We start from the raw sequence: 15,984 nt of genomic DNA, 5'->3' as shown, positions 1-15,984 counted from the left end.
GCGCTTTGATGCCTACCTCAGGCGCACCGCGACAGACATGCCTGCCGACAAAATATTATCTTGAACATATTTTGTTGCAGTGCTTTTATGCGGGGGCGTTTCAACACCACAATTCAGGAGGACAGTGATGAGCAACAGAACGAATCGGGAAGTGCTGTCATGGGGGCCCACGCGGCGGCAAGCGATTGTCGGTGCGGCGATGGCATTCGGTGGACTGGCCCTGGGCTCAACCGAGGTCTGGGCCGCAGCCGGGGAGGAGATTTCTCGGACGGAGGAATCCATTCACCAGGAGACTGTCTTCAAAGCAAGCAGGAAGCGCGTCTACGAAGCCCTCACCAACGCCCAACAGTTCGACAAGGTCATCCAGCTCAGTGGAGTCATGAAGACCATGCCCGCTGCCGTCAAGCCCACCGAGATCAGCCGTGAAGCGGGAGGCGCGTTTGCACTCTTCGGCGGGTATATCACGGGACGGCACATCGAACTCATTCCGAACGAGCGAATCGTCCAGGCGTGGCGAGCGGGCAGCTGGGATCCGGGCATCTACTCGATTGCAAGGTTCGAGCTCGTGGAGCAGGGGGCCGGGACCAGGATCGTCTTCGACCATACCGGCTTCCCCAAAGGCGGTGCGGAACACCTGGCGGCAGGATGGAAGGCACACTATTGGGAGCCGCTCGAGAAATTGCTGGCTTAGGCCGCTGGCCAGGGGGCGCCAGAGAGTGCCGCCCGGATCTGGCTTAAGTGGTGCGCATTGTGAGAAGCGACCTTATCGAATTCGTCTCTCAAGGTCCGCACCCCGGTCACGCTGTGCACAAACTCCAGATGTCCATGGCTCTCGTAGTGGATTCCGGCATAGTAAATGTTCGCATTCCGAACTGATTCGTACACCTGCCGCGAGAGATCAAGCGGCACCTGTGAATAGTCCAGTCCCTTGGCCCAGGCATCCTGGTCAAACACCCAAAGCACCGGGCGCGGCTCACTGAGGACCCGTCGAATGCGGTCGGAGAGCACCGTTTCGCTGTCCGCCAGGTGATGGAGGATGAACCGGATGGACCACTTCCCCGGCGCGTAGGTCTGCGCCAGGTCCGCCTCGCTGAGCGTGAAGAATCTCAGCGTTTCGTCGCGAGTCGCCTCAAGATTGTCGATGAGTTCCATCGCTAAATTAGCCGCCTCTCTAAGAATTAACCTGTTTCAGACTCCTGACGGTAAACCTGGGGTTTTTAAGGGTCAATTCCAAATTTTCAATTTTTACATCCGAAACGAGCACATTTCAAAATTTAGACTTAACCACCACGTCTCTTTCAAAAATAAAGTCCAAATCCCAATCCGCCTGCGGTGGACAAATTCTGAACAAAAACCAAAACGTCATTGTCCCTTGATTCTCATTCTCAATTCTGAAATTCGGGACATTCCCGAATTTCCAAATGAAAATGGAGTGATATGTGTGACCATGAGAATTTTGGGCTTAAAGCTCACCGAAGAAAGTTGCGATGTCACGCGCGACGCGTTCCGGCTCTTCGGCGGGGGCAAAATGACCGCCGCGCGGCATGGCTGTCCAGCGACGAACGTTGTACAGCCTCTCGGCCCACTCCCGCGGAGGATCTCCTTCAAAGACAAAATTACTTACAAAATTGGCGATCGCGGTCGGCACATGGACAAAGTCCTCTGGCCCGATCGCAGCTCCTTGCCAGCGTTCGTCGAAGTAGTCGCGTATCGAGGTTGGGATCGTCTGTGTGACCCAGTAGAGCGTTACCACTGTCAGCAAGAAATCGCGCGAAAAGCGGCCGTCGAGATCGCCCCCGGAGTCAGCCCACGTCCGCCACTTCTCGAGGATCCATGCGGCCAGCCCGGCGGGCGAGTCATTAAGCGCGTATCCGAGCGTCTGCGGTTTGGTCGACTGGATTGCGCTATAGCCACGTTCCACTGCATCCCACTGGTTGCGGTGCGTGAGGTAGATGCGCTCCGCCTCCGAAAGGGGGCGCGAACCTTCGCCGGTATAGGGCGAGAGGTCCAGGTTGGTCAGGTGGAGACCGATCAGGGGTGAGCGATCATCCAGCGCCATGAAGGTGGCGACGCTTGAGCCGAAGTCCCCCCCACCTGCTCCATAGCGTTCGTAACCGAGGCCGCGCATGAGCTGGTGCCAGAGCGCGGCGGTGTCCCTGCAGTTCGCCCGGGGAGGCCGGGTTGAGAAGGCATAGCCCGGCAGCGACGGGATGACAACGTCGAAGGCAGGGCCGTCGATTCCGTGGGCCTCCGGCTCGGTTAGAAGCGGCACGAGCGGAAGCAGTTCGACGAAGGCGCTGGGCCAGCCATGGGTCAAGATCAGGGGTATCCCGCGTCCGCGTCGCGCGCGTTCATGGACGAAGTGGATCCGGACGTCGCCCAGTTTGGCGCGGAAATGGAGGTAGACGTTCAGCTTGTGTTCCTGCGCGCGCCAGTCGAAGCTGTCGGCCCAATAGGCAAGCAGCTGTTTCAGGTACTGGAGTTCGGTGCCCTGCTCCCAGGCCACGCCCGGCACTTGATCGGGCCAGCGCGTCCTGCGAATGCGCGCTTTGAGGTCGGATAAAACCTCGTCCTCTATGCAGATCGAGAAGGGCTCGATGCGCAAAGTTGACCTCGGCTTGCTGTCCATGCTCATGGTAGCGACCGTACTCCTATTGCCTTGTCTCGGGCAACGCCCGGGGCAGGCCCGAAGGGCCGACAGATTGTAGCCCAGGGTGAAGCGATCCCGCACTGTGGGATCGCGGAGCCCTGGGTCAGCAGCCTCCCTCATAATACAGCCCCGCTTGCGGGGCGAAAGAATAGAAACACGCGAAGATGAAAATGGGGTCAAGCCTAAATTTTCAATTGTGATATTTGTGGACGAGAAAAATTGAAAATTTAGACGTGACCCTAACAACCCTGTTCGCCTACAGGCCGCAGGGGCGTGCTAGTTCACGGCGAAGGTTCCCGTCTGAACGACATTGCCGAAGTGAATGGTGACCACTGCTTTGCCCTTGTCTTCACTGAGCTTGATATTCAGGAGTTCCGCCCTATCGCTGACTTTTTCAGTGGTTAACGGCAAATCGGCGATAAATCCGCTTTGTAGCCTTGCGGCGCCCCCCATGACATCGCCCCATACAGGACGGCCGTACCATTCCTTTGTTTTCGGATGGAAGGAGATGACCCACTTGTCTTCGCCCAGTCTTCTGGCCCATAAGGTGTATCTCCCCGCCGCCAATTCTTTTCCACCCACCACCATCCGACCGGCCGATTCGATAAGGGTGGCCTCGTTGCGGCCGAATCTCCAAACGAACCCGACCGGTGCCACTGAAAGTGGATCGCGCCCGCGAATCGCCGGGCCTTCCAAGCTCGGTTGTCCGTAAAGAATCGAGACATTTTTACCGTTGATCATTGCTTCCGTCTTCACCTGGCCAAGATACTTAGGTTTTCGTGGAATCAGAACAAGCACACACACAACACAGACAATGAGCGCGATGACACACAGCGCAAGTCTTCGAATATTCATTCTTGATCTCCCACCTCCAAGGCTAATCTATTCCCCCGGGAACCAAGTGCCCCGCCGGTAGTCCCTATACGCTTCCCCGAAAGCAAAGTTGCAGAAACTTCGGGGACAGTCCTGTGGAGTGGACCCCAAAACTGAGACATGGATAATAAGGACAGATTTCAAAAAGCAGAGCCATGTCCCAGAAGAAGAAAGCGCGGGTTTTCAGTCGAGAGTTTCAGTGGCGCGCGGTGGAGCGAATGCTGGACAGGTGGCGCACACCCCGATCTATCGGGGTGTGCGATGAAGAGTCGATTTACTTTCGCCCCTGGACGCGGGGAACACCTGATGGCAGGATGGAAAGCTTACCATTGGGAATCGTTCGCGAAATTGTTGGCTTAGGATCTGCGTGGGGCTCGGCAATGCAAATGGGGTGGAACACAATAACCCAAAGAAGCCAAGGCCAGAATCAGAGAGAATAAATAACCAGGGACAGCCGCCTGATTTTGGCCAGAAACAGCCTTTACTCAGGGAGGGTCAATGCGTCCGCACCAAGCTGTCAGCCGGAATCGGGGCTCCCTCACCGCCCCAGTCCAAGATTTAGGCTGCAAGTCATGGTTGCGCTGAAATTCCCATGTCCCGAAAGTTCCCCCTACAGTGCAATATGCTGGGCTCAGACCGGGACTTTAGACAATTCCATGCGTATTTTTCCTCGTTCTCGGCGCTTCGTCTCCCGGGTTATGGCGAGGCGCGCGAAACGCCTCCATTCAGGAGTTATCGTGATCTCTCGCACCACTGCACCCGCGTGCTCAGGCGGTTCCCTCGTTAGGTGCCTGAAGAAATTGTGCAGGACATCGCTACGATGAAGTCGCAGTTGCTTCTGAAGGAAGGGCACTAGCTGCGACTTACGACTCTTCGCGACCCACACGTCATATAGCCGGCATGCCTCGCTCACAAGCTCTTTCAGCATCTGCGGCTCTGTGCCGAAGATGAACTCGCCCACGGCGTCCACGATCTCCTCCCCTTCGCTCTCGCGTTCCTGCTCTTCTCTCCAGCAATACCATCCCGTACCAACATGCATCTTCTGTCCGAAAGGAAACCAGATCGGTCCTAAACACTTACCGCAGAGGTAGATGTCGTAGCTCATGCTGTCTCCTCAGGCTCAAGAGGGCCTTCCCTCCCGTGCCGTCTGCATAACGAATAGGGTGTTTATCCTCCATGAAAAGAGAAGGTCGCATCTCCACTATCTGCTTTTCCCGCTTATTAACCGAACCCAGGGAATGCAAACGCCGTTTCTTCACGCTTCATGACCTGCCGGAAAAGTTCCTGCTGCAGGGGCGGGTCAATCCGCCTCTACCTATATGAAGCGAGAACGCAGCTGGAATGCGCTCACCACTCGAAAATATTTGTCTGACGTTTACGGGAGGTTTGCGGTTTAGAATTAACTCAGAAATGCGGGACAGTTCTATCCTTCCACCATCCCCAAAACGACCGAGAGGCGGACAAGGACGCCAAAGACCTGATATGAACATCACTGAAAATGCTACAAAATCGTGCGTGATTCAACGTAGGGGCGTCCGCCACGGCGGACGCCCCTACCGCGAAAATTCCACAATTACCCCCAGTAACTCTAATTCCAACGTTTGTATTAGTACCCGAGCGCCAAACCATCTTTTCGAGGGTCGGAGCCTGCCACGTAGACCCCCGTCACCGGGTCGCGCATAATCGCCTGGTAGCCCCCGAAACTCCCGACCTCGGAGACGATCCGATGCCCCATGCCCGTCAGCTCCCGGATCACCGTGGGGCTCACGCCTGATTCGAATGCCACGGTGTTGGCGGACTGGAGGTGGTGGAAGCGCGCCGCCTCACCGGCCGCCTGGACGTTCATGCCGAGGTCAATCAAATTGACCAGAACCTGCACATGCGCCTGCGCCTGCTCGTCGCCGCCCATGACCCCGAACGACAGCCAGGGCCGGCCATCCTTCATGACGAAGGCCGGGATGATGGTGTGGTATGGCCGCTTGCCCGCCTCGATTCGGTTGGGATGCTTCTCATCGAGCACGAAGAGCGCGCCCCGGTTCTGGAGCATGATGCCGGTGTCGCCCGCCGTGATCCCGGACCCGAAGAGCGAGTACAGGCTCTGAATAAACGACACCATGTTTCCCCAGCGGTCGACTACGGTGAGGTAGACCGTGTCGCCCCCTTCCGCAATCCCTGACTTCACCTCGCTCGCGGCTTGGTTTTCGACGATGCGCGCGCGTTGCTTGGCGGCATACTCCTTGGAGAGCATCGTCCGCGTCGGTACGCGCGAGAACTCCGGATCGGCTAAGTGCTCGGCCAGGTCGGCATAGGCCAGCTTCTTCGCCTCGATCAGGAGGTGCCAGAACCTGGGTGAGTGCGGCCCGAGCGCGCGAAGATCGTAGCCTTCAAGGATGTTGAGCATCTGGAGCGCCGCGACACCTTGCGGGTTCGGCGGAAGTTCGTAGACCTCATAGCCCCGGTAGTTCGTGTGGATGGGTGTGACCCAGGTTGAGGTGTGGCTGGCCAGGTCCTCTAGTGTGAGCAGTCCTCCAAGGGCTTGCGATTTTGCCACAATGGCCCGCGCAATCTCGCCCTTGTAGAAGGCGTCGCGCCCCTGTTCCGCCAAAAGTCGGAACGTCTTTGCCAGAGAAGGGTTCTTGAAGATGCTCCCCAGTTGGGGAGCCTGTCCGTCCTGGAGCCAGGTTCGAGCGGAGTCAGGATCGTCTTTGAGCTTCGGCACATAGGCTGCCCAGTTGGACTGGATCACCTCGCTGACCGGAAAGCCCTCTTCGGCGTACTGGATGGCTGGCTGAAGGACTTCCTTGAAGGTCATCGTTCCCGCGCGTTTGAGGAGTTGGTCCCAACCGTCCACGGTGCCGGGCACGGTCACAGAAAAGATGCCTGTCTGGGGCATTGTCTTGAACCCCTTGGCACGATAAACGTCCACGCTTGCCCTCTTCGGGGCTCGACCGCTCCCATTCAATCCGATGAGCTCGCCGGTCTTTGCCAGGTAGACGATGGCGAACATGTCTCCGCCAACGCCTGTCATCATGGGTTCGACCACATTCAGGGTCGCGGCCACCGCGACGGCGGCGTCCACCGCGTTGCCACCCTTCTGGAGGATCCGCAGGCCGGCTTCGACCGCGAGCGGCTGGCTCGTCGCCACCATGCCGTTTCGCGCCATCACCGCCGAGCGAGTCTGCTGAATCCATCCGGCCGGCCGGTCCCCGGGGTGGGCGGCTATCCCCTCCTGAGCTGACACGGGTCCGGTCGTCGCGCTCATCAGGAACAAGATCACTGCGCGGGCCAGAAGCCGGAAAACGCATTGGCGATTTAGGGTGCGGCTGGATGTATCAGAACTCTGCATGAATCATCCCCCTCTCATTCCGCTCGACTCTTTATTGCCAACCCTAAATCTTCAATTCTTCTCAGTCGAAACGATCACGATTCAAAGGTTAGAATTGGCCGCGACGTCCTTATTTCAAGAATAAGATCCAAATTCCAAACTCCAAAGTCCAAGTAAAATCCAGAATCCAAATTCCAAAAATAAATGAAAGGGTCTGACCCTTGCATTCCCCCCTTCCATTCTTCAATTCCTTGCATTGACCCTTGCATTCATTTTCTCACTCAATCGGAATCCCCGTAAGAATTATGTGAATGTTTGTCGATAGCATGCCCTCGCGTTTGATGAGCGTCCGTCGAGCAGGCTTGGAGGCAAGATAGCTGTTCCGGAGACGGACTCTCAGAGGGAAGGAACTGCTTCCGGCAGATCCGACGGCTTGAGCGAGATCAGGTCCGACCCGGCGGGAACCCCGATCGATTCGATCGGGCCACCGTACGAGGTCATCGCTCGAACCGGCGGCAGGTAAACAATCGCAACGGTGCACTCCGCCGATTTACCGGAAGTCAAAGGTCCGCACTGGATCCTACCCCCGACCTCCGCTACCAACGTTTTGATAGGCCCCTGGATCTATCGTTGACGGGCAGTTGTGCCGCACCCCCGTGTGACGACAGCTCCCGCCTGTACCGTTGTGTTGCGCCACCGCAGGTCGTTCGAAATCCTCGTGCAGAGGGCAACACAGCAGTTCTGAAGTAGAGAAGACCGGGTAACCGGTCCGACTCATCGGGCCCTGCATTTTTCTTAGAATTGCATAGAAAGCGCACAAAAAGAGCGCACCCTGGGAGGCAAGAGAATCTGCTTTTCAGCGCTGCCAATTCAAACAATCAAACTGAAGAAGGGTATCGCAAATGACTAGCAATGCGTCCGATTTTTATGAGCGTACGACCGCCACTTATTCCTCTCGAACAGCCAGGAATCATTTTTCCGGAAAGACCCGTCACCCTCTCACGTCGATCGCTGCAACAGGCCTGCTGATTCTGTTGGGCCTCCTCGTGGGTGTGGCTCAGGCGTTTCCGGCCGTCAACGATCCCATCGCTCAATCAAGCCCGGCAGACGGACGGTCGGCCGGCAAAACATCATCCAACATGATCGTGGTGGAGCCGCCGACGATCGGCATCTCGTTTAGTCCGACGACAATTGCACTGAACGCGACCAGTACGCTGTCCTTTTCCCTCTACAACACGGAAGTCAACCCGGTCACTCTGACGGGAGTCGCGTTTACAGACACATTGCCCACAGGGTTGACGGTCTCCAACAGCACGACGACGGTGTGCGGTGGAACGTTGACCACCACGGCGCCGACGGGGATCGAACTGTCGGGAGCGAGCATTGCAGTCAGCAATGTGTGCCAGTTCGACATCACCGTCACGGGAACAGCCTCCGGACAATACTTCAATACCACGGGCGTGGTGACTTCGACCGATAGCGGGCCGGGGACGACGGCGAGCGCAAGCCTCACAGTGGCCAGCCCGCCGACGATTGCTAAGGCGTTTGGCGATTCTACGATTCTGCTCAACGGATCCACCACCCTGACTTTCACCCTCACCAATCCAAATCCGGATGTGATCCTCACCGGAATCAGTTTTACCGATAATCTTCCTTTCGGGCTGCAGGTGGCGGCCACACCGGGCGTCGTGAATACCTGCGGCGGAACCTTTGAGCCGACCTCCGGGGATACGACCCTTACCCTCATCAATGGAGTCATTGCTTCGGGGCCCGTCAAGCGGGCACGTCCAGCCATTCCATTGAGTTCATGCACCATTTCGTTGAACGTAACGGGGACGACAGGGGGAATAAAGATCAACACGACAGGAGCGATCTCGTCGGTTGAAGGGGGTGCCGGAACGACTTCGAATACGGCCGTTTTGACCGTTGTAGCCCCTCCAACGATTGAAAAGGCGTTTGGCGCTTCCGCGATTCCGCTCAATGGATCCACCACCCTGAGTTTCACGATCACCAATCCGAATTCGTTTGTGAGCCTCACTGGAATCAGTTTTACCGATAGTCTTCCTTCCGGACTGCAGGTGGCGGCCACACCGGGGGTCGCGAACAGCTGCGGCGGGACGTTTGCGCCGGCGCCAGGGGATACGACGCTTACCTTCACCGGCGGGTTGATCAATTCGGCGCCGACGAAGCGGTCGGGCGCTGCTTTCCTCATGATGTCATGCACGATTTCAGTCAACGTGACGGGAACGACGTTGGGCGTGAAGAACAACACCACAGGAGTGATCTCCTCGGTTGAAGGCGGAACCGGAACGACTTCGAATACGGCCACCTTGACTGTTGCCTCTCCGCCGACGATTGCAAAGGCGTTCGGCGCCTCCACGATTCCACTGAATGCATCCACCCCTCTGACCTTCACGATCGTGAATCCGAATCCGGACACGATCCTCTCCGGAGTCAGTTTTACCGATAGTCTTCCTTCCGGGCTGCAGGTGGCGGCCTCGCCGGATGCCGTGAATGGCTGCGGCGGCACGTTTACACCGATATCCGGTGATGTGACGCTGACCTTCACCGGCGGATCTCTCGGTTCATCGCCGCCGAAGCGGGCCCGCCCTTCAATGCGGGGGAATTCATGCACGATTTCAGTGAACGTGACGGGGACGACAGCGGGGACGAAGAACAACACGACAGGAACGATCTCGTCGGTTGAGGGAGGAACCGGGACCACTTCCAACACGGCCACCTTGACCGTCGTGGCCCCACCCACCATCACCAAGGCGTTTGGGGCTTCCACGATTCTGCTCAATGGATCCACCACCCTGACTTTCACGATCACCAATCCGAATCCCTGGTTGACCCTCACTGGAATCGGTTTTACCGACGGCTTTCCTTCCGGGCTTCAGGTGGCGGCCACGCCGGGTATCGTGAATAGCTGCGGCGGGACGTTTGCGCCGGCATCAGGGGATACGACGCTTACCTTCACGGATGGAATAATTACTTCGGGGGTTGGGAAGCAGGCACGCCAGTCTATTCCGACGATTTCATGCACGATTTCGGTGAACGTGACGGGAACGTCGGTGGGATTTAAATACAACACAACGGGAACAATCTCGTCGGTCGAAGGGGAAACCGGAACGACTTCGAATACGGCCACTTTGACCGTTGCCGGTCCGCCGACGATTGCGAAGGCGTTTGGCGCTTCTTCGGTTCCACTCAATGGGTCCACCACGCTGACTTTCACGATCACCAATCCGAATGCGGAAATGATCCTCAACGGAATCAGTTTTACGGACAATCTTCCTTCCGGCCTGCAGGTGGCGGCCACGCCGGGTGTCGTGAATAGCTGCGGCGGCACGTTTGCGCCAGCTTCGGGCGATACAGCACTCACCCTCACAGGTGGGTCGATCGATTCAGAGCCGCGGAAGCAGGCAGGCTTTGCAATGCGACTCTTTACGTGCAGGATCACGGTGAGCGTGACGGGGACAACGGCGGGGGTAAAGAACAACATCACGGGGGTGATCTCATCTACAGAGGGCGGGACGGGGACAACATCGAACACGGCCACCTTGACCGTGGTTCCACCGCCCGTGCTCAGCAAGAGCTTCAATCCTCCCACGACGGCCGTCAACGGCGCCTCCACCTTGAGCTTTACGATCACCAATCCGGCGGGCAACACCGTGTCGCTGACGGGAGTCTCCTTCTCGGACAACTTCCCGGCCGGTCTCATCGTGGCCACGCCGAATGGATTGACCGGTTCCTGCGGTGACGGCACGATCACCGCGACGGCCGGGTCGGGCGCCGTGTCGCTATCGGAAGGAACCCTGGCGGCGGCGAGTTCCTGCACGTTTTCAGTGAATGTGACCCCAACCAGCGCCGGGAGCAAGAACAACATTACCGGAGCGGTTACATCGAACGAAGGCGGAACCGGAAATACGGCCTCCTCCACATTGTCAACCGAGCAGTCGGACTTACAAATCACGAAGAGGGCATCCACGCCCACGGTGGCGGGGGGTTCGAACGTCATCTACACTTTGGAGGTGACCAACCTGGGTCCATCCGCGGCGACGAGGGTGAGTTGGAGTGATCCCCTGCCGACTGAGGTGACCTTGGTATCCATCGATGCTGCGGACGGCTGGAAGTGCGGCGTGTTCGCAGGACAGCTGACGTGCAACAAGGGGGACGCACTGGCAGTCAACGAAACAAACAGCTTCACAGTGACGGCGAAGGTGAACTGCGGCTTGGCAGACGGGACTGCGATCAACAACTCGGCCACGGTGACGTCTTCGGGGAACGATCCGGCGCCGGCGAACAACACGGCCACCGCGACGGTGACGGTGTCCAATGCGGGTACCACGCTTCTGCCCGTAAATGCACAGTTCCGCTCGCGGGGAGGACAGGGCACCGTGCTGGTGACGCCTTCGAGCAGTTGTCCGTGGACTGCGGTGAGCAATGCGGCGTTTCTGACGATTGTTTCCGGGGCCGGCTTGGGACCCGGGACGGTCAGCTATTCGGTGACTCCGCACTCGGGCACGACGAGTCGAACGGGGACCCTGACGATCGCCGGACAGACTTTCACGGTAACGCAAACGGCGGCAAACGCGGAGAACTCGCAGACGGGATGCAATATTCCGGGTGAAGGGGATTGTGTTTACTCAACGACCGGCTCTGATCAGACCACACAGACTGGATACGGGCTGGTCCAGGCGGTCGGTGGGAAGAGCGACGGGTCGGACGCCAGTCTGAGTGCGCTTTATGGCACAGCGGTGTTCAGTCTCACGCAGAACGATACGGTGGTGAGTGAAGCGGGAGTGCCGGCATCACCTCCGACCACGGCAGCAGTGATGTTCATTGATTTTCGCCCCAACCTGCCGGCCAAGACAGACCACCGGGAGGCGGGGCTGATCTCCATCAACACGGGATTGGCAGTGGCGAATCCGGGGACGACGGCCGCCAACCTGGTGTTGACCCTGCGCAGTGGAGCCGGCGAGACGCTGGCGACCGGCCACGCCGTGCTTGGCGAGGGAAATCACCAGGCGATGTTTGTCGACCAGTTGCCTCAGTGGGCCACGGACTTTGTGTTTCCATCGGACTTTGGGACGGAGACGCAGTTGGGGACATTGAGCGTCACGAGCGATCAGCCGGTGTCGATGGTGGCATTGAGGTTGACCTTGAACCAGCGCGGTGAGACGTTGCTGACGACAACACCGGTCGCCGACATGACGCAGGCGGCCACCAGCGCCCCGCTCAACTTCGCCCAAGTGGCCGATGGGGGCAATTTCACGACGGCGCTTGTGCTGATGAACCCGGGCGCAGCGGTGGAAACAGGCACGATCCGTCTTTTCCAGAACGACGGGACGCCCCTGGCGGTGCATCGAGTCGGAGATCCGGAGGGAACCGCCTCAACGTTCAGCTACTCAATCCCGGCGCGGGGATTGTACGTGCTTCAGACGGACGGAGCCCCGTCAGTGATCAACACGGGGTCGGCGCAAGTGATCCCCGATGCGGGGATGACGGCTCCGGCGGGCGCGGGATTGTTCCGCAACACCCCGATCGGCACCCTGGCATCGTCGCAGGTGGTGGTGTCGGAGTCGGGTGTGCCGGCGGCGCTGCCTACAACCCATGCGTTGATTTACCTGGACCAGTCGCAGGGACATCTCACGGGACTGGCGCTGGCGGCGCCTACGGCAACGCCGGTCGAGGTGAGCTTGCGGGCACTGCAGACGGATGGGGCGACCGTGGTGGGGACCGGGAGCGTGACGCTGGTGGGCAACGGGCATGACGCCCGCTTCGCACAGGAGTACATCAGCAATCTGCCGGCAGACTTTACGGGGGTCCTGGAGATCACGGCGCCTACGCCGGTGGTAGTGCTGACGCTGCGCGGACTGACCAACCGCCGCGGGGAGTTCTTGATGACAACCTTCCCAGTGGCGGACTTCAACCGGGCGGCGCCTGTGCCGATCCTGTTCCCACAGATTGCAGATGGAGGCGGTTTCCAGACGCAGATCATCCTGCTCAATGCGGGGCTCACCCCGCAGAACGTGACCACCCGGTATCTTGGGGATGACGGTCTACCGCTGGACGTCGCCAAGTAAGCACCGGGCGTAGTTCTCGACGCTTTGGTAGCCCCGCCGGCGCTTTTTGCCGGCGGGGGCTCTTCCCTTCAGTGCGCCAAAGCTCTTCTGTTCCGTGCGCCAAAGAACCTGGTTCCTTGCATCCCGCTCGCAAACGCCCCCCCCGCAAAAAGCGCGGGGAGGCTACCAAACCTTTCCCCATCGCGATGCTTTGGTAGCCTCGCCGGCGTTCTTTGCCGGCGGGGGCTCTTCCCTTCCGTGCGCCAAAGCTCTTCTGTTCCGTGCGCCAAAGAACCTGGTTCCTTGCATCCCGCTCGCAAAAGCCCCCCCAGCAAAAAGCGCGGGGAGGCTACCCAACCCTTCCCCATCGCGATGCTTTGGTAGCCTCGCCGGCGTTCCTTGCCGGCGGGGGCTCTTCTGTTCCGTGCGCCAAAGAACCTGGTTTTTTGCATCCCGCTCGCAAAAGCCCCCCCCGCAAAAAGCGCGGGGAGGCTACCAAACCCTTCCTCACCGCCACGCTTTGGTAGCCTCGCCGGCGTTCTTTGCCGGCGGGGGCTTTTCTGTTCCGTGCGCCAGAGAACCTGGTTTTTTGCATCCCGCTCGCAAAAGCCCCCCCCGCAAAAAGCGCGGGGAGGCTACCAAACCCTTCCCCACCGCCATGCTTTAATCGCCACGCCGGCGCTCTTTAAGGGATGGGCATGCAGACAGAAAGAACCACCCCTCGTTCGATGGTCTCTTTTCATTGCGCGCATTCCCGATGTAAGATCTATCAATTCATGTCCTGGAGAGATTATGGCCGAAGCTAGATCACATGCCGTTTCTACATGTTTTGTCGTCGTCCTCATCTTTTTTACTTCCTGCTCCAGTCCGCCGGCGTCGAAGGCTCCGGCGGTGGAATCCACCGTGAACACGGGGGGTGTCGATCTGGCCGGCATGGATCGCTCCCTCAAGCCCGGTGACGATTTCTTTGGCTATGCCAACGGCGCGTGGATCAAGGCGACGGAGATTCCCGCGGACCGCTCGAGCTATGGCCTCGACGCCAAGCTCGAGGAAGAAGCGATCCTGCGCACCCGCAAACTGCTCGAAGATGCGGCGAAGGGCGCGGCGCCGGCCGGCTCCGATGAGCGCAAGGCCGGTGACTACTACGCGGCGTTCATGGATGAAGCCACGATCGAGACCAAGGGCCTCGAGCCGCTCCGCAGCCAGCTCGACCAAATTGCCGCCATTTCCAACCGGCGCGCGCTTGCGGAATCGCTTGCTCAAACGATTCGAGCCGACGTCGATCCACTGAACAACACGAACCTTCATACGGAGCACTTGTTCGGAGTGTGGGTTACCCAGGATTTCAACGAGCCGACGCGCTGCACGCCTTATCTACTTCAGGGCGGCATCGGCATGCCCGACCGCGAATACTACCTTAGCGACTCGCCCCGGATGGCCGACATCCGTACCCAGTATAAGACACACATCGCGGCCGTTCTGAAGCTGGCGAAGATCGCCAACGCGGATGCCAAGGCGGCGCGGATCTTCGAGCTGGAATCCAAGATCGCGAAGATTCACTGGGGCCGGGAAGACTCCGAGGAAGTGCACAAGGCGAACAATCCGTGGAAACCGAAGGACTTCGTTGCCAAGGCCCCCGGCCTCGATTGGTCGGCCTTTTTAAAAGCCGCCGGCCTCGATGGCCAGCCCGTGATCATCGTCTGGCAGCCGAGCGCGATCGCCGGCGAAGCCGCTCTCGTTGGCCGCGAGTCGCTCGAAACCTGGAAGGATTACCTCACTTACCACCTCGTCGATAGCTGGTCGTTCCTGCTGTCCAAGGCGTTCGTTGATGAAAATTTCGCGTTTTACGGCAAGGTCCTTGCCGGCACGCCGCAGCTTCGCGAACGTTGGAAGCGGGCCGTCGGCTCCGCGAATTTCTCCATGGGGGATGCAGTCGGTCGTCTCTACGTCCAGCATTACTTCCCGCCTGAAGCGAAGGCCAAGGCTCAGGCGATGGTTGCGGACCTGGTACAGGCGTTTGGCCAGCGGATCGACAAGCTGACCTGGATGTCACCTCAAACCAGGGCGAAAGCCAAAGAGAAGTTGAAGACGCTCAAAGTGGGGGTTGGCTATCCTGACGTGTGGCGCGATTACTCGGGCCTCGAAATCTCGCGTGACAACCCCCTCGACAACGCTTACAACGCCGAGCTTTACGACTACCATCGCAACCTCGCCAAGCTTGGCAAGGGTGTGGACCGTTCCGAATGGTGGATGACCCCCCAGACCGTCAATGCGGTGAACCTGCCCATCCAGAACGCGCTGAACTTCCCAGCGGCCATCCTCCAGCCGCCATATTTTGATCCGAAGGCCGAAGCCGCCAATAATTACGGCGCCATCGGCGCGGTGATTGGCCACGAGATCAGCCACAGCTTTGACGACCAGGGCAGCCAGTTCGACGCTACCGGCCGCTTGGCCAACTGGTGGACACCGGAAGACTTTGCTCATTTCAAGGAGGCTTCGGGCCGGCTGGTCGCGCAATACAACGGGTACCACCCGCTGCCCGACCTCGCGGTCAATGGCCAGCAGACGTTGAGCGAGAATATTGCTGACGTGGCCGGGCTGTCGGTGGCCTACGATGGCTACCGGCTGTCGTTCGGCGGCAAGCAGCCACCCGAGCGCCAGGGATTGACGGGCGACCAGCAGTTCTTCCTCAGCTTCGCTCAGAGCTGGCGGGACAAACTCCGGGAGCCCTTGATGCGGCAACTGATCGTGACCGACGGCCACACGCTGGCTGAATACCGTGCCGATGCCGTACGCAACATCGACGCCTGGTATGAGGCGTTCGGGGTGACGCTGGGGCAGAAGCTCTACCTTTCGCCGGGAGAGAGGGTGCGATTGTGGTGAGGCTAAGAGAAATTCCAAATTCCAAAAGCCAAAATCCAAATAAAATCCAAATTCCAAAATCCAAACATAACCCAAATTCCAAGCTTTGGTAGCCTCGCCGGCGCTTTTTGCCGGCGGGGGCTCTTCCCCTCAAGGCGCCCACAATCGCTGGTTTTGTGCATCCTGCTCGCAAAAGCCCCCGCCAT

General features: G+C 58.9%; 9 protein-coding genes. 3 read left to right on the top strand and 6 right to left on the bottom strand.

The window, feature by feature from the left end; translation table 11 throughout:
* Positions 1–199 precede the first annotated feature (199 nt).
* Complete coding sequence (locus tag LAO21_19930; GenBank protein MBZ5554992.1) at positions 200–691, top strand: SRPBCC domain-containing protein; 492 nt, start codon at positions 200–202, stop codon at positions 689–691.
* Here the strand turns inward: LAO21_19930 and LAO21_19925 are convergent.
* The 6 genes from LAO21_19925 to LAO21_19900 all read right to left on the bottom strand — a co-directional run bounded on the left by LAO21_19925 (position 688) and on the right by LAO21_19900 (position 7,412).
* Positions 688–1,152: a DinB family protein gene (locus LAO21_19925; protein MBZ5554991.1), complete on the bottom strand. Its 465-nt coding sequence runs from the start codon at positions 1,150–1,152 to the stop codon at positions 688–690. The two genes, LAO21_19930 and LAO21_19925, sit on opposite strands and share 4 nt — an antisense overlap.
* Positions 1,153–1,462: 310 nt before the next feature.
* On the bottom strand, positions 1,463–2,635 hold the full coding sequence (locus LAO21_19920) for an epoxide hydrolase (GenBank protein MBZ5554990.1): 1,173 nt from the start codon (positions 2,633–2,635) through the stop codon (positions 1,463–1,465).
* Between the two features lie 291 nt (positions 2,636–2,926).
* The gene (locus LAO21_19915; GenBank protein ID MBZ5554989.1) at positions 2,927–3,505 is read right to left on the bottom strand and encodes a DUF2911 domain-containing protein; all 579 of its coding nucleotides are present in this window, start codon (positions 3,503–3,505) and stop codon (positions 2,927–2,929) included.
* Positions 3,506–4,154: 649 nt separating this feature from the next.
* A complete protein-coding gene (locus LAO21_19910; GenBank protein MBZ5554988.1) occupies positions 4,155–4,628 on the bottom strand; it encodes a hypothetical protein in 474 nt (157 codons plus the stop codon).
* Positions 4,629–5,129: 501 nt separating this feature from the next.
* Positions 5,130–6,869 (bottom strand): gamma-glutamyltransferase, encoded by a 1,740-nt coding sequence (ggt, locus tag LAO21_19905; protein MBZ5554987.1) that lies wholly within the window; start codon positions 6,867–6,869, stop codon positions 5,130–5,132.
* Positions 6,870–7,244: 375 nt separating this feature from the next.
* A complete protein-coding gene (locus LAO21_19900; GenBank protein ID MBZ5554986.1) occupies positions 7,245–7,412 on the bottom strand; it encodes a hypothetical protein in 168 nt (55 codons plus the stop codon).
* A 338-nt stretch (positions 7,413–7,750) separates the two neighbouring features.
* On the opposite strand from LAO21_19900, the gene LAO21_19895 reads away from it, so the two are divergent.
* Positions 7,751–12,937, top strand: a complete 5,187-nt coding sequence (locus LAO21_19895; protein ID MBZ5554985.1) for a DUF11 domain-containing protein — start codon at positions 7,751–7,753, stop codon at positions 12,935–12,937.
* Between the two features lie 771 nt (positions 12,938–13,708).
* Entirely contained in the window at positions 13,709–15,799 is a 2,091-nt protein-coding gene (locus tag LAO21_19890; GenBank protein ID MBZ5554984.1) for a M13 family metallopeptidase, read from the top strand.
* Positions 15,800–15,984 lie beyond the last annotated feature (185 nt).

Source organism: Terriglobia bacterium (genome assembly GCA_020073085.1).
GTDB lineage: Bacteria > Acidobacteriota > Terriglobia > JAIQFV01 > JAIQFV01 > JAIQFV01.
The sequence above is the reverse complement of the archived record's forward strand: the minus strand, read 5'-3'. Positions and strand labels throughout refer to the sequence as shown.

Coding starts and splice junctions, on each gene's coding strand:
- LAO21_19920 (MBZ5554990.1), bottom strand. CDS start 2,635: ATGAGCATGGACAGCAAGCCGAGGTCAACTTTGCGCATCGAGCCCTTC.
- LAO21_19915 (MBZ5554989.1), bottom strand. CDS start 3,505: ATGAATATTCGAAGACTTGCGCTGTGTGTCATCGCGCTCATTGTCTGT.
- LAO21_19930 (MBZ5554992.1), top strand. CDS start 200: ATGGCATTCGGTGGACTGGCCCTGGGCTCAACCGAGGTCTGGGCCGCA.
- LAO21_19910 (MBZ5554988.1), bottom strand. CDS start 4,628: ATGAGCTACGACATCTACCTCTGCGGTAAGTGTTTAGGACCGATCTGG.
- LAO21_19890 (MBZ5554984.1), top strand. CDS start 13,709: ATGGCCGAAGCTAGATCACATGCCGTTTCTACATGTTTTGTCGTCGTC.
- LAO21_19925 (MBZ5554991.1), bottom strand. CDS start 1,152: ATGGAACTCATCGACAATCTTGAGGCGACTCGCGACGAAACGCTGAGA.
- LAO21_19895 (MBZ5554985.1), top strand. CDS start 7,751: ATGACTAGCAATGCGTCCGATTTTTATGAGCGTACGACCGCCACTTAT.
- ggt (MBZ5554987.1), bottom strand. CDS start 6,869: ATGCAGAGTTCTGATACATCCAGCCGCACCCTAAATCGCCAATGCGTT.